Source organism: Sphingomonas sp. BGYR3 (assembly GCF_025153455.1).
GTDB lineage: Bacteria > Pseudomonadota > Alphaproteobacteria > Sphingomonadales > Sphingomonadaceae > Sphingomonas.
Window position 1 is genome coordinate 1,517,726 of sequence record NZ_JANZNT010000001.1, and the last position, 15,935, is coordinate 1,533,660.

19 protein-coding genes are annotated in these 15,935 nt (G+C 65.9%); 5 read left to right on the top strand and 14 right to left on the bottom strand.

What is annotated here, in order from left to right:
• Positions 1-48: 48 nt before the first annotated feature.
• Both NYR55_RS07140 and msrB read left to right on the top strand, forming a co-directional pair.
• Positions 49-1,284: a cytochrome P450 gene (locus NYR55_RS07140; RefSeq protein ID WP_260020509.1), complete on the top strand. Its 1,236-nt coding sequence runs from the start codon at positions 49-51 to the stop codon at positions 1,282-1,284.
• Between the two features lie 74 nt (positions 1,285-1,358).
• Complete coding sequence (gene msrB / locus NYR55_RS07145; RefSeq protein ID WP_260020510.1) at positions 1,359-1,853, top strand: peptide-methionine (R)-S-oxide reductase MsrB; 495 nt, start codon at positions 1,359-1,361, stop codon at positions 1,851-1,853.
• A 9-nt stretch (positions 1,854-1,862) separates the two neighbouring features.
• Here msrB and NYR55_RS07150 read toward each other — a convergent pair whose 3' ends face one another.
• Positions 1,863-2,396 carry a CHAP domain-containing protein gene (locus tag NYR55_RS07150; protein ID WP_260020511.1) on the bottom strand — a complete coding sequence of 178 codons (534 nt, stop codon included), beginning with the start codon at positions 2,394-2,396 and terminating at the stop codon, positions 1,863-1,865.
• Positions 2,397-2,570: 174 nt separating this feature from the next.
• Positions 2,571-4,493, bottom strand: coding sequence for a M1 family metallopeptidase (locus tag NYR55_RS07155; protein ID WP_260020512.1), 1,923 nt, complete (start codon positions 4,491-4,493; stop codon positions 2,571-2,573).
• Positions 4,494-4,764: 271 nt separating this feature from the next.
• On the opposite strand from NYR55_RS07155, the gene NYR55_RS07160 reads away from it, so the two are divergent.
• Positions 4,765-5,316, top strand: a complete 552-nt coding sequence (locus NYR55_RS07160) for a hypothetical protein (protein WP_260020513.1) — start codon at positions 4,765-4,767, stop codon at positions 5,314-5,316.
• A 21-nt stretch (positions 5,317-5,337) separates the two neighbouring features.
• On the opposite strand, the gene NYR55_RS07165 is transcribed toward NYR55_RS07160, so the two are convergent.
• Together NYR55_RS07165 and NYR55_RS07170 are read right to left on the bottom strand one after the other, a co-directional pair.
• Positions 5,338-6,072, bottom strand: coding sequence for an extensin family protein (locus NYR55_RS07165; protein WP_260020514.1), 735 nt, complete (start codon positions 6,070-6,072; stop codon positions 5,338-5,340).
• Positions 6,069-6,821, bottom strand: a complete 753-nt coding sequence (locus tag NYR55_RS07170) for an NUDIX domain-containing protein (RefSeq protein ID WP_260020515.1) — start codon at positions 6,819-6,821, stop codon at positions 6,069-6,071. The genes NYR55_RS07165 and NYR55_RS07170 overlap by 4 nt, the downstream gene beginning before the upstream one ends.
• A 100-nt stretch (positions 6,822-6,921) precedes the next feature.
• Here NYR55_RS07170 and NYR55_RS07175 point away from each other — a divergent pair, with 100 nt between their 5' ends.
• Complete coding sequence (locus tag NYR55_RS07175) at positions 6,922-7,485, top strand: hypothetical protein (protein WP_260020516.1); 564 nt, start codon at positions 6,922-6,924, stop codon at positions 7,483-7,485.
• Between the two features lie 548 nt (positions 7,486-8,033).
• A complete protein-coding gene (locus tag NYR55_RS07180) occupies positions 8,034-8,468 on the top strand; it encodes an SRPBCC domain-containing protein (RefSeq protein ID WP_260020517.1) in 435 nt (144 codons plus the stop codon).
• Here NYR55_RS07180 and NYR55_RS07185 read toward each other — a convergent pair.
• The 10 genes from NYR55_RS07185 to NYR55_RS07230 all read right to left on the bottom strand — a co-directional run bounded on the left by NYR55_RS07185 (position 8,458) and on the right by NYR55_RS07230 (position 15,723).
• Entirely contained in the window at positions 8,458-8,814 is a 357-nt protein-coding gene (locus NYR55_RS07185; protein ID WP_260020518.1) for an iron-sulfur cluster assembly accessory protein, read from the bottom strand. The two genes, NYR55_RS07180 and NYR55_RS07185, sit on opposite strands and share 11 nt — an antisense overlap.
• On the bottom strand, positions 8,814-9,293 hold the full coding sequence (locus NYR55_RS07190; protein WP_260020519.1) for an SUF system Fe-S cluster assembly protein: 480 nt from the start codon (positions 9,291-9,293) through the stop codon (positions 8,814-8,816). Before NYR55_RS07190 ends, NYR55_RS07185 begins: the two co-directional genes overlap by 1 nt.
• 10 nt (positions 9,294-9,303) lie before the next feature.
• The gene (locus NYR55_RS07195; RefSeq protein WP_260021590.1) at positions 9,304-10,506 is read right to left on the bottom strand and encodes a cysteine desulfurase; all 1,203 of its coding nucleotides are present in this window, start codon (positions 10,504-10,506) and stop codon (positions 9,304-9,306) included.
• A gap of 5 nt (positions 10,507-10,511) precedes the next feature.
• Positions 10,512-11,264: a SufD family Fe-S cluster assembly protein gene (locus NYR55_RS07200; protein ID WP_260020520.1), complete on the bottom strand. Its 753-nt coding sequence runs from the start codon at positions 11,262-11,264 to the stop codon at positions 10,512-10,514.
• Positions 11,261-12,004, bottom strand: coding sequence for a Fe-S cluster assembly ATPase SufC (gene sufC, locus NYR55_RS07205; RefSeq protein WP_260020521.1), 744 nt, complete (start codon positions 12,002-12,004; stop codon positions 11,261-11,263). The genes NYR55_RS07200 and sufC overlap by 4 nt, the downstream gene beginning before the upstream one ends.
• Positions 11,988-12,563 (bottom strand): hypothetical protein, encoded by a 576-nt coding sequence (locus NYR55_RS07210; RefSeq protein ID WP_260020522.1) that lies wholly within the window; start codon positions 12,561-12,563, stop codon positions 11,988-11,990. The genes sufC and NYR55_RS07210 overlap by 17 nt, the downstream gene beginning before the upstream one ends.
• Positions 12,560-12,886 carry a hypothetical protein gene (locus NYR55_RS07215; RefSeq protein WP_260020523.1) on the bottom strand — a complete coding sequence of 109 codons (327 nt, stop codon included), beginning with the start codon at positions 12,884-12,886 and terminating at the stop codon, positions 12,560-12,562. Before NYR55_RS07215 ends, NYR55_RS07210 begins: the two co-directional genes overlap by 4 nt.
• On the bottom strand, positions 12,883-14,346 hold the full coding sequence (sufB, locus tag NYR55_RS07220; protein ID WP_260020524.1) for a Fe-S cluster assembly protein SufB: 1,464 nt from the start codon (positions 14,344-14,346) through the stop codon (positions 12,883-12,885). The genes NYR55_RS07215 and sufB overlap by 4 nt, the downstream gene beginning before the upstream one ends.
• A gap of 2 nt (positions 14,347-14,348) precedes the next feature.
• Entirely contained in the window at positions 14,349-14,780 is a 432-nt protein-coding gene (locus tag NYR55_RS07225; RefSeq protein ID WP_260020525.1) for an Rrf2 family transcriptional regulator, read from the bottom strand.
• Positions 14,781-14,877: 97 nt separating this feature from the next.
• Complete coding sequence (locus tag NYR55_RS07230; RefSeq protein WP_260020526.1) at positions 14,878-15,723, bottom strand: AraC family transcriptional regulator; 846 nt, start codon at positions 15,721-15,723, stop codon at positions 14,878-14,880.
• Positions 15,724-15,935: the final 212 nt, after the last annotated feature.

The window sequence follows — 15,935 nt, forward strand, 5'->3', positions numbered from 1 at the left end:
ATTCGTGTCAATTAGCAGTCTCCTCCTTGGGAAAGAGGGAGAGGCAGGATGGCGACCTTGGCGGACATGCCTGGCATGGCGGACCCCGATCCGCTGGATGTCAGCCGGGCGGAACTGTATCGCGACGACATATGGCAGGCACCCTTTGCCCGGCTGCGGGCCGACGCGCCGGTCTATCGCTGCGAGCGGTCAGACTTTGGCGCCTATTGGTCGGTCAGCAGCTATCAGGGGATTGTCGAGGTCGAATCGCTGCCCGACCTCTATTCCTCGGCAGAAGGGATCGTGGTCGCCGATCTCGATCCCGAAACCGACATTCGCCTGCCGATGTTCATTGCGATGGACCGGCCCAGGCACACCGATCAGCGGCGCACCGTCGCGCCCGCCTTTACCCCGTCCGAAATGACCCGAATGGGCGTCGATGTTCGCCGCCGCACCGCCGAACTGCTCGACAGCCTGCCCATCGGCACCGGGTTCGACTGGGTGGACCGGGTGTCGATCGAATTGTCGACACAGATGCTGGCCATCCTGTTCGATTTCCCGTGGGAGGACCGGCGCAAACTGACCTTCTGGTCCGACTGGGCGGGCGATATCGAACTGGTCAAGAATGCGGAACTGAAGCAGCAGCGGCTGGCCCACATGTTCGAATGTGGCGCCTATTTTCAGCAGCTCTGGCAGTCGAAGCTGGGCAAGGAACCGACGCCCGATCTTATCAGCATGATGATCCATTCCGACGCGATGAGCCACATGGATCAGTACGAATTTCTGGGCAATCTGATGCTGCTGATCGTCGGCGGCAACGACACCACGCGCAATTCCATGTCCGCCTATGCCCTTGGCCTCAGCCAGTTTCCGGCCGAACGGGAAAAGCTGGAACGCGATCCCGCGCTGATCCCCAATGCGACCCAGGAAATCATCCGGTGGCAGACGCCGCTCGCCCATATGCGCCGCACCGCGACGCAGGATACCGAACTGATGGGCCAGGCGATCCGCGCGGGCGACAAGCTGGCGCTCTGGTATATCTCGGCAAATCGCGACCAATCCGTGTTCGGCCCGGACGCCGATGCGATCCGCGTCGATCGTGCCAATGCCCGGCGGCACCTGTCGTTCGGCTGGGGGATTCATCGCTGCGTCGGGGCGCGGCTGGCGGAACTTCAGATCAGCGTGCTGATGGAGGAAATGGCGCGCCGCCGCCTGCGCGTGAACGTGACCGGCGATCCGGTGCGCGTCGCGGCGTGTTTCGTCCATGGCTATCGCTCGCTGCCCGTCGAACTCACCCGCTACTGATCGCACGGCACGCGCAACCTTTTGACCGGCCGGACCGAACCTATATGCACCCCATCGCAGCAAGGATCGCCCGCATGACCAGCCGCCGCCAGTTTCTGACCAGTGCCGCCATCGGCGGCGTTGCGATGACCATCGGGTGTTCGACCGGCGAAAGCGCCGCCGCCCGCGGCAAGTTCGAGGTTCAGTTAAGCGATGCCGAATGGAAAAAACGGCTCGGCCCCGACCGGTTCCGCATCCTGCGCGAACAGGGGACGGAACGTCCCTTCACCAGCCCGCTGAACAATGAAAAGCGCACCGGCACTTTTGCCTGCGCCGGGTGCAAACTGCCGCTTTATTCGTCCCGCACGAAATTCGACAGCGGCACCGGCTGGCCCAGCTTCTGGCAGGCGCTGCCCAACGCGGTCGGCACCGAACGCGATGTCAGCTTTGGCATGGTCCGGACAGAGGCGCATTGCCGCCGCTGTGGCGGGCATCTGGGCCATATTTTTGACGACGGCCCGAAACCTACGGGCAAACGGCACTGCATCAACGGCCTGTCGCTGACCTTTGCGCCCGGAAAGGCTGCCTGACCGAAGCGTTCAGTCGTTGACGGCGACGATGGTGTCGCGGCCGCCATTGCCGGCGACCGTCACCGGCGCGATGGCGTCCGCCTCGCTCATCCCCTTGGGATAGATGAAGCCGTTGACCGGATAGCTGCTGGTACCCAAGCCGCCGATCGGGCCGAACCACACCTTCACCTCGCTCCAGTCGCCCGCCGCCGACACATCGATCGCACGCACGTCACGCTCGACGCCGCCACGCCGCGACCAGTTGGCATGGGTCAACAGGACTTCGCGATCGCTCACCACGCGGGACACCATGGCGACATGGCCCAGCCGCATCTTGCCATGCGACTTGAACGACATCACCGCGCCGACCGCCGGACGATGGTCGCGCTCGTACGTACCGGCGGCCTGAGCCCACCAGGTATGCGCATTGCCGAACAGCTGGACCGAGGAAACTTCGCGGGCAAAGGTGACGCATTGCCAGAACCGCGCCTGCGCGGGCGTCGCCATCATCAGGAAACAGCTTACTAGCAGCGCAAAACGCGCTGTTGCAGCACCCAGTTTCATGGAAGACCCCTTGCGAACCCCCGGTTTGTGAAGCCTAGGAAGCATCCCCCGCCGGCAAAGGGAATAGGGGCAATCCGCAATGCGGAACCATTTCCGACGAACGGTGTTTCGGCGGCGATGACCGGTTGAACCGTGAATGAACGCCGCCGCCCGGGCGGCGTCCGATCCGGCGAATCAGCCCTTTACCACCCCGTCCACGCTGCCGCTGGTCACCGAATGATAGCCGGGCCGCGCCTTGGCATAGATGCGCCGCGCCACCGGTTGCCCCCATTCGCCCTGCGCCATCAGCGCGGTGAACAGCGGCAGGACGAACTTGCGCCGCCCCTGGCTGGTCAGGAACTGTTCGATCGACGGCACGGCGGGATCATAGCGGTTGGCGATGGCCAGCTTCAGCCAGGCAAAGCGAACCTCGCTGTTGCCGCTGGCCGACAGGCCGAGCGCGCGGTCCAGCGTATCCAGCCGTTCGCGCGACAACGTGCGCGGCAGCGAATCGAGGAAGCGCACCTTTTCCCACGTCGTCGCCTGTGCCACCGCCCCGTCCACCGGCAGTCCGTTGGCAAAGGCGAGCGCGGCCTTGTCCACCGCCGGAAAGGCGTCGGACGCAACGCGCACCGCATTGTCGGGCAGGCCCGGCTGATAGACCCAGCGATCGAGCTGCAGCTTGTCCTCCAGCGCCTTGTCCCCCTTGATCAGATGCTCGCGCAGGTCCGCCAGGAACCCCTTGCTCGTCTGCGGCTGAAAGGCGTGCCGGTCGAAATAGCCGCGCAGATACGCGTCCCATTTTTCCCGCCCGACCGCCTGCTCCAGCGTGCGCAGGAACGTCGCGCCCTTGTCATAGGCGACCTGCGTCATCCCCTCGTCCGGATCGCGGTCGGCGGTCAGGTTGAGGTGCAGCTGCGTGTCGGGGCCATTGCCGCCCGCTGCCTTCAGCGCGTCCTGCATCGCGGTCCACGCCAGATCCGCCTCCATGTCCGCGCGCCGCTTGCCGTACAGCGCCTCCATGATCCGGTTTTCGAAATAGCTGGTGAACCCCTCGTTCAACCAGAAATCGTCCCAGGTCGCATTGGTGACCAGATTGCCCGACCAGCTATGCGCCAGTTCGTGCGCGATCAGGCTGACCAGCGACTTGTCGCCCGCGATCACCGTCGGCGTGGCAAAGGTCAGCAGCGGGTTTTCCATGCCGCCAAACGGAAAGCTGGGCGGCAGGACGATCACGTCATACCGGCCCCAGCGATAGGGACCGTACAGCGATTCGGCGGCATCCACGAATTTTTCCAGATCGGCAAACTCGGCCGCCGATGCCTTCAGCGTTGCCGGTTCGGCGAACACGCCGGTGCGCGGGCCGGTCGACTGAAACCCGATATCGCCCACCGCAATCGCGATCAGATAGGGGGCGACGGGCTTGTCCATCACGAAACTGAACGCGCGCCGTCCCTCGCCCGCGCCTTCGCCCTTGGCCATGGCATCGGCGGCGACATTGCCGTCCGCGCTCATCAACGCGACCAGCGGTTCGGGCACCGTCACCCGCGCTTCCCATGTCTGGCGGATGCCGGGGCTGTCCTGCGTCGGAATCCAGCTGCGGTTGAGGATCGCCTGCCCCTGGCTGAACAGGAACGGGTGCTGCTTGCCCGCCGTCTGCGCAGGGGTCAGCCATTGCAGCGCGGCGGCATTGGGGCTGGTGGCATAACGGATCGTCACCTGGCGCGCATCGCCGATATCGACGGTCAGCGGCGCGCCATGCACGGCATCCGCCGCACCCAATTTCCAGTTCAACGCCTTGCCCGCGCTGTCGGTCACCGCTTCGATGGCCAGGTCGCGGGTATCCAGCACGATCTGCTTGGCGCCGTCTGCCGCCTGAATATCCAGCCGCGCAGTGCCGGACAGCACGCGCTTGTCGAAATCGGCATTCAGGTCCAGCGCCACATGAGTCACCCGCGCCTCGGCCGGCCGGGCATAGCTGTGCACGTCCCGCGCCTCTGGCGTCGTCAGCACCGTCGCCACCATCCGGTCCCCCGTTTCCGGCCCACCCGCCGTTTCGGTTCCGGCGGAACAGGCAGCCAGGCCAGCCATCAGCGACAGCAACAGGAAACGCAGCATCGGGACACTCCGGACAATCGGGGCACGACGCCGACCGCGCCGTACCGGATACGCAATCCCCCCGGCTTACCGGCACCACCCGCTTATGCAAGCGTGCCGCAACCGGCCGATTGCATCGTCCCGTCACAATTCGTCGCAACCTTTGTTGCATTGCGGAATCAATTGTGATCGACTGCATGAACGACGGCAGACCGGGTGGTTAAGCAATCCGTTAACCATCCGGGCGCATGATCCGAAGGGTGTTGAACCCGGGGTGGGTAGGAGCTGGGAGATGGCAAGCAGGTCAAAGCCGGCACAAGGTGCAATGACGCTGGCGGAAATGAAGGAATTTGCGGGATTCGCCGCAGCGACGCAGCGGTATATCCGGCGGTCGCTCGACATCGGGCTGGACCGTGACGACGCCCTGTCGCGCTGGTCGCGCGATGTGGTGGAAGCGGCCAGCATCCGTGCCCAGGCCCGCATTTACGACCGGCTGCCCGATCTGCGCGCCATCGTTCCGGATGACAGCGGCCTCGATGCCGTCGAACCGTTCATGGCCCCGCTGATCTCCATGTCGGCCTTTGACCTGGGACAGGGGCGGCTTTCCAGCTTTTCGGCCTATCGCTTTCTGTATGAACGGTTGATCGGCGCCGAATCCCGGCCATGGCTGCCCGCTGCCTTCTGTTCGGCGGCCGCATTGCCCCAGCTTCACCCCGATCTGCGGCGCAAGCTGCTGCAATCGATCAGCGAAGCGGCGGCGACGGCCAGCGGCTGGTCGACGCGTCAACCGGCCTTTTTCCCCGCCTGGGTGGAAAAGGTCGATCACAACGCCCTGCCCAACTGACCCGTTGGCGCGGCCTGTCGGTCAGCGACAGGCCCGCCATCCCATCGCACCGCGCTCTGCCTGATCCAGGTGGAAGTGGTCGGCATGGGCCGCATTGTAATCGGGCGACAGCACCGTCGCGAACAGATCGCACGCCCCGTCCCGCACCTCGCGCAGGAATGCGCCCTTTGCGCCATCGTCCTGCCAATCGTTGACCAGCCGGATGCTCGTCCCGTCGGACAGGACGAACCCGGCCACATCCAGCGCATCCGCCGTCGAATGTTCGCTGAACGCGCCTTCGCTGCGGCCATACATCCGGCGACAGCTGTAACTGCCGAAATGGTCGATGCGCGACACCCGCACGCCTGGCCCGAAATGCCGCCGCGCCGCCGGTTGCAGCACCTGCCATTCCCACAGCATCAGCGCCGCCGCCACCGGACAGGCCATGCCGACCCGCTGGGGGATCAGGTCGATGCTCCGCGCCCCGCCATCGGCCAGCCGCACCGCATCGGCATAGCCGCACTGGCCATCGCTGACCGGCGGCAGGGATTCGAACCGGACGCCCGCCCGGTCCAGCAGGCCGCGGCACGCCGGAAAATCGCTGGTCAGCGCGGTCAGCTTGCGCCCGGTGAACAGGCCGACCGGCTGGCTCAGGTCCAGCTTTGTCCACGGCATGTCCTGCGGCCGCTTTCGCGCGGCGGCATACAGCAGCAGCGCGCCCGCCAGCAGGATGGCGATCAGCGTGACCGCGCCCAACGTGCGACGCACCGCCCTCATTGCCGCGCCGCCGCCGCCAGCGGCAATGCCGTCACGGGATAGCCCAGATCGCCGGGAATGGTGATCCAGTCCGCCCCGTCCCGCTGCTCGATCCACGGCGTGATGGTTCGCACCGGAAACGCCCGCGCAGCCGCCGCCGCCGCATCGAACCCGTCATGCGTCGCCAGCCGCTCCAGCGTGCAGCGCGTGGGAAAGATCAGCCGCGCCTCCCCCCGCGCCGCCATCGCCAGCACCTCCGCCGCCGTCGCCCAGAATGTCCGGACATTCTCGGTCGCATCCACGACCGCTTCCGGCGCATCGGCTGGCAGCTTCGCCAGATAGAAGCGCGTGTCGAAACTGCGCGCATGGTCGAAATCCGGCCGCCAGCGGGCATAGGGGACGAGGGCATCCAGCCGCAGCACCGCATCGGCCGCCGCCAGTGCCTCACCCATCGCGCTGCCATGGTTCAGCGCATGGCGGATCGCAGCGACCGTTTCCGCGCCCGCCGGCTCGATCCCGGCCGCCACCCCCGCCTCCTCGACGCATTCACGGATTGCCGCAATCCGCGCCGCCTCTTCCCAGTCATCGGGGCCGCCGCCGGTTTCGGACAGCGCATGATCGGCCGCATCGACGCGCCCGCCCGGAAACACGATCGCCCCGCCGGCAAAGCGCATCATGCGCGATCGCTCGACAAACAACAGTTCCGGCGGCCCGCCCGCAGCTTCGCGGAACAGGATCAGGGTCGCGGCGGGGATGGCGGGTCGGGACATGGCATCCTTGATGGGTTGCCATGCGAACCGGGGCAAGGCTGTTCCGCGTCCACCGGGATTGGTACAGGACAGAAATGGTTCGGCAAACGGGGGCGGCCGGGTGAGCGATTTCGAATTCGTCTTTTCGCTGTTTGGCCTGTTGCTCGGCCTGTCACTGGCCGAACTGTTGGGCGGGCTTGCCCGGACGATCGAACGGCGGCTGCGGCCCGGCGGGACGTTCCGCATCGGCTGGCTGACGCCGCTGCTCGCCATCTTCGTCCTGCTCGACCTCTTGTCCTTCTGGTCGGCGGCGTGGTTCGTGCGCGGGTCGATCGCGGTGACCGGCGAAACGCTGATGTTCGTGACGCTGTTTGCCGGCGTTTATTATCTTGCCGCGCATCTGGTCTTTCCCGGCGATGCCGACGGCACGCCTGACCTCGATCAGCATTTCTTTCGCGTCCGCCGCATCGTGCTGGGGGGCATGCTGCTGCTGCTGGCGGCGCAGCTCCTGTTCTATCTGGTCACGCCCGCGCTGGCCCCGGCGCTGTACCGGCCCCTGTCTGTTGTGCTGACGATCGTGCTGGCGCTGCTGATCGGGGCGGCGATGATGGTCCGCGGCCCTTATGCGGCGCGCATCATCATGCTGCTGCTGATCGCGCGCTATGTCGTGGTGTATCTGCTGTAGTCAAAGGGGACCGCCATGTCCCCAAAATGAAAGAGGCCGCCGGAGCCTTGCGACAAGGCATCCGGCGACCTCCGACATGGTCAGCGGCCGGAGAGCTCCAGCCCGGGAGACCATGCGGACCGCTTGATCGGACCGGCAACCGTTGATTGGGGGAGGATACCCCCCGGCTGCCCCGCGGACGGAGGGCTTCCGTCCGTGGTCCGGTGCTTAGCGGCGCGTCTCCCGAACGAACTGAACCGACCCCATTGCTGAACCATGAGACATCGGATCACCTCCTTTCGCTAGTTGAAGCCTAGATGCACCTGCCTGGTGCGACCCGGACTGTGAATCACCGCGAGTCGCAGAACAAGTCTTGTAATTGCACGAAGTTTCCGCGATTCTCCCGCCCCTGCCCGCACCAGGCGGAACCTCCTGAACGCCCGCTCGATCATGCTGCGCCGCACCCTTGATTTTGTGCGGCTGCGAAGGGATAGTGCGGCATGACGTCGGCACTGCCCATTCCCCCCATCGATCGCTGCCCGGCCAGCCGCGCTGGCGGACGATAGGGGGTGCCGCCGGCGATCCGCATCACGCTGCTGCGCCGGTTCCGCACCGATATCGACCGGTTGATGACGGCATGGACCGATGCGCCGATGCTGGCCCATTGGTGGTCGACGCCGGAACAGCGGGTGATGATTGCCGAAATCGTCGCGCGCCCCGGCGGGCCGTTCGTCGTCGTCACCTATAGCGCGCGCGAGGGGGAAAAGGCGGATCGCGGCCGGTTTCGCGACGTGCTGGCCCGCGATGCCCTGATCCTGGAACTGGACGGCACGCCCGCCCGCACGCTGACGCTGCAATTCTGGCCGCTGGGCGACGAGGTCGAACTGACGCTGACCGAACGCCCCTTTGCCGATCAGGCGACCCGCGATGCGCGAGAGGCAGACTGGATCGCCGGGCTGGACCGGCTGAAAACGCTGGTCGAAGGCGGCACCGTCAGACGGTAAAGCTCTCGCCGCACCCGCACGCGCCCTTGGCGTTCGGATTGTTGAACACGAACCCGGCGGTGAAATCGTCCTCCACCCAGTCCATCGTCGATCCGATCAGGTACAGGACGGACCCGCCATCGACGAAAAAGGTGCCGCCGGGCGTTTCGATCCGTTCGTCCATCGGGTTGGCAACAGTCACGTAATCGACCGAATAGGCCAGGCCCGAACAGCCGCGACGCGGCGTGGACAGCTTGACCCCGATCGCCCCTTCCGGCGCGCGGCCCATCAGGTCGGCGATCCGCGCCTCTGCCCGCTGGGTCAGGATGACGGCGGCGGGCCGCTGACGGGTGGTGGTTATGGTCATCACAGCATCCCCAGTTCGAGCCGCGCCTCGTCGCTCATCTTGCCCGGATCCCATGCCGGGTCCCACACCAGATTGACGTCCGCCATCGACACGCCCGGCACCGCACAGACGCGCAGTTCAACCTCGCCCGGCATGGATTCCGCAACCGGGCAATGCGGCGTGGTCAGCGTCATCGTCACCACGACATGGCCGCCCTCGGCAATCTCGACATTATAGATCAGGCCCAGGTCATAGATGTTGACCGGGATTTCGGGGTCATAGATTTCCTTCAGCGCGTCGATCACCGCTTCGTACAATGCGCCGCCCGGCTCATTGCCGCTTGCCGCCACCGGCTTCTGGTTCAGAAATCCGTCCAGATAGTCGCGCTTGCGCTCGAATGTGTCGCGCGGGCTTTCCACGGCGGCATCGTCCACGCGCGCCTTGGGCGGCGTTGCGACGGCGTCGACTTCCTCGATTGCGATTGGCCGTTCCTCGTTCATCCCGCGAATCCTATCCAAAAATCCTGGTCACGCGCTCGATGCCGCGCACCAGCGCCGCCACATCGTCCGCGTCGTTGTACAGGCCAAAGCTGGCCCGCGCCGTCGCCGGCACATTCAGCAGGTCCATCAGCGGCTGGGCACAATGGTGCCCGGCGCGGATCGCCACGCCTTCTTCGTCCAGGATCGTGCCGACATCGTGCGGATGCACGCCCTGAACCTCGAAACTGACGATGCCTGCCGCATCGGCGGGGCCGAACAGCCGCACCGAATTGATCTGCCCCAGCGCCTCCCGCGTCGCCGTCACCAGCGCCGCCTCATGCGCGTGGATGCGGTCCAGCCCCACATCGTCCACATAATCGATCGCGGCGTGCAGGCCGACCACGCCGACGATATGCGGCGTCCCCGCCTCGAACCGGCCCGGCGGCGGGGCATAGGTGGTGCGCTGGAACGTCACCTTGTCGATCATCGCGCCGCCGCCCTGCATGGGCTGCATCGCATCCAGCAGTTCGGCCCTGCCCCACAGCACGCCGATGCCGGTCGGGCCGTACAGCTTGTGCCCGGACAGGACATAGAAATCGCAATCCAGCGCCCGCACGTCCAGCGCCAGCCGCGGCGCGGCCTGGCACCCGTCCAGCAGCAGCTTTGCGCCGACCGAATGGGCAATCTCCGCCGCACGCGCCGCGTCCAGCACGGCGCCGGTCACATTGGACACATGGGCCAGCGCGACGATGCGATGTTCCGGCCGGATCATTGCCGCCATCGCGTCCAGATCGATGGCATGATCGGGGGTCAGCGGCACCACATCGATCGCAGCGCCCGTCCGCTCGGCCACCATCTGCCACGGCACGATGTTGCTGTGATGCTCCAGCGCGGAAATCAGGATGCGGTCGCCGGACTTCAACACATTGGCTGCCCAGCCATGGGCGACCAGGTTGATCCCCTCGGTCGCGCCGCGCACGAACACGCACTCGTCCGGGCTGGCGGCACCGATGAACCGCGCCACCCGCGCCCGCGCCGCTTCATAGGCAATCGTCATGTCCGCCGACCGGCGATAGACGCCGCGGTGCACCGTGGCATAATCGGGGCCATAGGCGCGCGCGATCGCATCGATCACCTGCCCCGGCTTTTGCGCCGTCGCGGCGGTATCCAGATAATGCCAGTCGCCGACCCCGGGGAAATCCCCGCGCAGGGCCAGCGTCTGCGGCGCGGTCATCGTGGTCACAGCATCGCCTCCAGCTGCGCCTGCGCCGCCGCGTCCAGCGCCTCGCCCGCATCACCGGCCGCTGCAAATGCCTCGGCCAGGAACGCCTGCAGCATCAGCCGCTTGGCAACCTCAGGCGGGATACCGCGCGCGGCCATGTAGAACAGGCCGGACTTGTCCAGTTCGCCCACCGTCGCGCCATGCGCGCATTTCACGTCGTCGGCGAAAATCTCCAGCTGCGGCACCGCATTGGCCGTTGCCGTCCGGTCGAGCAGCATCGACTTCACCGACTGGCTGCCATCCGTCTTCTGCGCATGGCGCGCCACGCGCACCGCGCCGATATAGCTGCCGGTCGCCCGGCCGGACAGGACGTTGCGCACCGTCTGATTGCTCGTCGCCTCAGGCTCGACGTGATAGACGTCCGTCACGATTTCCAGCGTCTGTTCGCCCGAACCCAGGATCGCGCCGCCCAGTTCGAAATGGCTGCCCCGCGACAGCCGCACGCTGATCGACAGGCGGCCATAATCGCATCCGGAAACCAGTGCCTGAACGTTCAGGCGCGCGCCCGCGCCCAGCTCTGCCTGAATGGCGCGCACGGCCACGCCGTCCACCGGCTCCAGCGCGGGGATCAGCAGCGTCTGTGCCTCGCCCGCCGGAACCACGATGTGCTCCGGCGCATCGGCCAGCGGCCAGACGCGGGCCAGCGCATCCAGATCGGCATAGCGCCAGCTTTCGTCCCGGCGCGTGGGCAGGGTCAGCGCGTCGGTCACGCCGCCACCCCGGCATAACCTTCGCGCTCCAGCTCCAGCGCCAGTTCCGGCCCGCCCGAACGGACGATCCGGCCATCGGCCAGCACATGCACGAAATCGGGCTGAACATAATCCAGCAGCCGCTGATAATGGGTGATCAGGATCACCGCCTTGTCGGGCCGGCGCATGATGCGGTTGATCCCCTCGCCCACCGCCTTCAGCGCGTCGATGTCCAGGCCGCTGTCGGTTTCATCAAGGATGGCCAGCCGGGGGTCGATGATCCCCATCTGCACCATCTCGTTGCGCTTCTTCTCGCCGCCGGAAAAGCCGACATTCACCGGGCGCTTCAGCATTTCGGGGTCCATCCCGATCGCCTGCGCCTGCGCGCGGGCCAGCTTGATGAACTCCGCGCCCGACAATGGTGCCTTGTCCCGCCCCTTGCGCTGCGCGTTCAGCGCCTCGCGCACGAATTGCAGGTTGGATACGCCGGGCACCTCGACCGGATACTGGAACCCCAGGAACAGCCCGGCGGCGGCCCGCTCATGCGGCTCCAGTTCCAGCAGGTCGGCCCCGGCAAAGGTCACCGATCCCTCGGTCACATCATAGCCCGGCCGGCCGCCCAGCACATAGCCGAGCGTGGATTTGCCCGCGCCGTTCGGGCCCATGATCGCATGGACCTCGCCCGCGTTCACGGTCAGGGACAGGCTCTTCAAAATGGCCTTGCCATCGATTTCGGCGTGCAGGTTATCGATCGTCAGCACTGGGGATCTCACTTCGTCCAAAAGGATTGAGCCGGTCGTCCGGCCGTTCTTGCGTATTCGTCACCGGTCCGATCTGGATGCCGGGTGCGCCGGTTGCGGGGCGCGGCGGCGGGGGCAGTTTGCCCAGCCGGTCCGCCGACTGGCCCTCGCCCTCGCGCAGCGCCGGGCCGGTCGCGGGCAGGGGCCTGGCTTCCGGCTTCAGGATCGCGCCGATGGCCAGGTTGGGCGCGGCAATCACCTCCGGCTTCGGCGCCGCGGCAACCCGGCCCTCGATCTTGTCGCCGCAGAATGTCTCGCCGCCCTCGATCGTCACGCAATCGGGCAGGCTGCCGCACGCCTTTGCATCCAGCCGCCGGACGCCCGACGATACGAACACCCGGCAATTGTGCAGCCGACCATCGACGCCCTTGTCGAACACCAGCGCGATCTTGCCCACCGTCGCACTGACGACGATGTCCTCGCCGGTGTCGACGGGCGGGGGCGCTTCCTGCGCCACGGGTGCAGCATCCTGCAGCATGGCACCACCGCCAAGCGATACTGCGATCATCGCGGCGATCATTGCGCCGTCTCCACCGGCGCCATCCCGGCACGGCGCGCGCGATAAAAGGCAAGCGTGCGCTTGGTTGCACACGCTTCCAGCGGATCCGACTTGCGATTGCCTTCACTCAGGCATTCGGCCACGGCCTGACACGCAAAGCCGTCGATCGCCGGATCACCGCTCGATTCCCGCACGCGGCATTTGCGCAGCACATCGCCCTTGCGGCTGAGGCTCAGCTTGATCCGCTTCATCCGCTCGGCCACGACGACGATGTCCGCACCGTCATCGACGGGCGGCGCACCATCCTGAACCGATGCCAGCAGGATCAGCGGCAACAGCATCACCCCACCGATCCTTCCAGCGAGATGCCAAGCAGCTTCTGCGCCTCGACCGCGAACTCCATCGGCAATTGCTGCAGCACCTCCCGCGCAAAACCGTTGACGATCAGCGCCACGGCGGCCTCCTGATCCAGCCCGCGCTGCATGGCATAGAACAGCTGATCCTCGCTGATCTTGCTGGTCGTCGCCTCATGCTCGATCTGCGCGCTGGGGTTGCGCACCTCGATATAGGGGACGGTGTGCGCGCCGCACTGATCGCCCAGCAGCAGCGAATCGCACTGGGTGAAATTGCGCACCCCCTCTGCACCCGGCGCCACGCGCACCAGCCCGCGATAGGTATTGTCGCTGCGACCCGCGCTGATCCCCTTGGACACGATGGTCGACCGCGTGCCCTTGCCGTTGTGGATCATCTTGGTGCCGGTGTCGGCCTGTTGCCGGCCGTTGGTCACCGCGACGGAATAAAACTCGCCGACGCTGTTCTCGCCGTTCAGCACGCAGCTGGGGTATTTCCAGGTGATCGCGCTGCCGGTTTCGACCTGCGTCCAGCTGACCTTGGAATTGCGGCCCTGACACAGCGCCCGCTTGGTCACGAAGTTATAGATGCCGCCGACGCCATTCTCGTCGCCGGGATACCAGTTCTGCACCGTCGAATATTTGATCTCGGCATCGTCCAGCGCGACCAGCTCGACCACGGCGGCATGCAGCTGGTTCTCGTCGCGCATCGGCGCGGTGCAGCCTTCCAGATAGGAGACATACGCGCCCTTGTCGGCGACGATCAGCGTGCGTTCGAACTGGCCGGTATTTTCGGCATTGATCCGGAAATAGGTGCTCAGCTCCATCGGGCAGCGCACGCCCTCCGGCACATAGACGAACGTCCCGTCCGAAAAGACCGCGCAGTTCAATGCCGCGAAATAATTGTCATGCTGCGGCACCACCTTGCCCAGCCATTTGCGGACCAGCTCGGGATATTCCCGGATCGCCTCGCTGATCGACCGAAAGATGACGCCCGCTTCTTCCAGCTCCTTGCGGAACGTGGTCGCCACCGACACGCTGTCGAACACGGCATCCACCGCGATCTTGCGCGCGCCCTCGACGCCGGCCAGCACCTTCTGCTCCTCCAGCGGGATGCCCAGCTTTTCATAGGTGCGCCGGATTTCCGGATCGAGCTCGTCCAGCGACGCGATCGTCTTTTTCTGCTTCGGCTCGGCGTAGTAATATGCGTCCTGATAATCGATCGGCGGCACGTTCAGCTTGGCCCAGTCGGGTGCCTCCATCGTCTGCCACAACCGGAACGCCTTCAGCCGCCAGTCGAGCATCCATTCCGGCTCGTCCTTCTTGGCGCTGATATAGCGGACGGTATCCTCGCTCAGCCCCTTGGGCGCGAACTCCTGTTCGACATCGGTGGCAAAGCCCCATTCATACTTCTTGTTCGCGGCGGCGATCGCCTCGGCATTCTTGGTGGCCATGCTCAGATTCCGTTCGCTTGCAATGCGGGCGTGGAAGAAAGGGTGGCCAGGCTGATCCCGGCCAGTGCGCCGCGAACGGCGCCGTTGACGCTTGGCCAGTGCGGCCTGACCCGGCACTCGGCCTCGACTGCGCAGTCATTGCGGCCATGTTCGACACATGCGGTCATCGCGATCGGCCCTTCGATCGCCTCGATGATATCGGCCAGCGTGATGGCGGCGGGCGGGCGCGACAGGCGAAACCCGCCGCCCGTCCCGCGGGTACTTTCGATCAGCCCGGCCGCGGACAGGCGGCTGACCAGCTTTTGCACGGTCGGCAGCGGCAGGCCGGTTTCCTCGCTCAGGATCGTGGCGTTCAACCGGCCGGAAACGCCGCAATGGCGGGCGGCGGCGGCAAGCATCACGACAGCGTAATCGGACTGGGCGGACAGGCGCATTTTGCGAGTGGTTCTCAAATCGGATCAATTCGTTCCGATTAGGCAGATGGGCGCTTTGCCCCGCTTCGTCAACCGCCCGCCGCCGGGAAATGGCCGCTCATTCGCTGCCGTTGGGAAAGACCAGCGGCGCCAGTTCGCCGAACCGCTCTTCGCGCAACGTGATCGCCAGCACCGGGTCCATCTGCGCGCCCAGCGACCCCGGCGTATGGCCGGTAAAGTGACGGATTTCGTTGATCATGTGCGACTGGTCATAAAAATGGACGGCCACCTCGGACGGCGGCCGCCCGGTGGCGATCTCTGTCGCGGCGCGCAGGGTGCGGAACTTGCGCTCCAGGAACTTGGGCGGCCCGCCATAATATCGGTTCACCAGCCGCGTCACCTGCCGTTCCGACATGGGCAGCACGGCAAACAGGTCGGCAACCCGGATCGGCCCCGGCTGGGTCAGCCACTGGCGCACCACCTCGCACAGATGGCGATGATCGTCGGGCACGGGATTGCGCCGCACATGATTGAGGATGAACGGTTCGGCCACCGCCACCATGTCGGCCAGCGTCTCGATCCCCCGCAACCGTTCGAGCAGCGCCAGCCCCTCCTCGCCGAACAACAGCGCGCCGTCGGTCACATGATCGGCGCGGTCGGCCGCCGACATGCCGACCAGGCTGCCCCAGCCGACCGCGCGCAGCGACGCGCCGAAACAATGGAACGGGCCGTTGACGCGATAGGGGGATGCCCCGGTGCCGGGACCGTTGATCATGATCGGCGTCGATGGTTCTTCATGCCCGCCGGGAAAGGCGATCACGCCCTCCCCCTTCAGCATGAACCGGATCTGACCGACATCGGCCCGTTCGATCCCCTCGAACTGCGGCGAATCATCCCGAAACAGGTAGAAGACAGAGACGAACGGCGCGACCTCGGCAGACGGCAGCGCAAAATTCAGTTGCATCGACCCCAGGCGCCCCCGCTTCCTCGCGCTATCGCATCATCACGTAACCCCAATGACTTTGACCAGCATGTACCGGATATTCAATGAGATTTGTTCGATGACAGCATCCGGAACGGACAAAAAAACGGCCCGGCTCACGAATGAGCCGAGCCGACGAAGTTCAGGCGCCCCCGCAAGGGGCCGCCTCGGGTCGCAGGGATCACCTAGCGGCT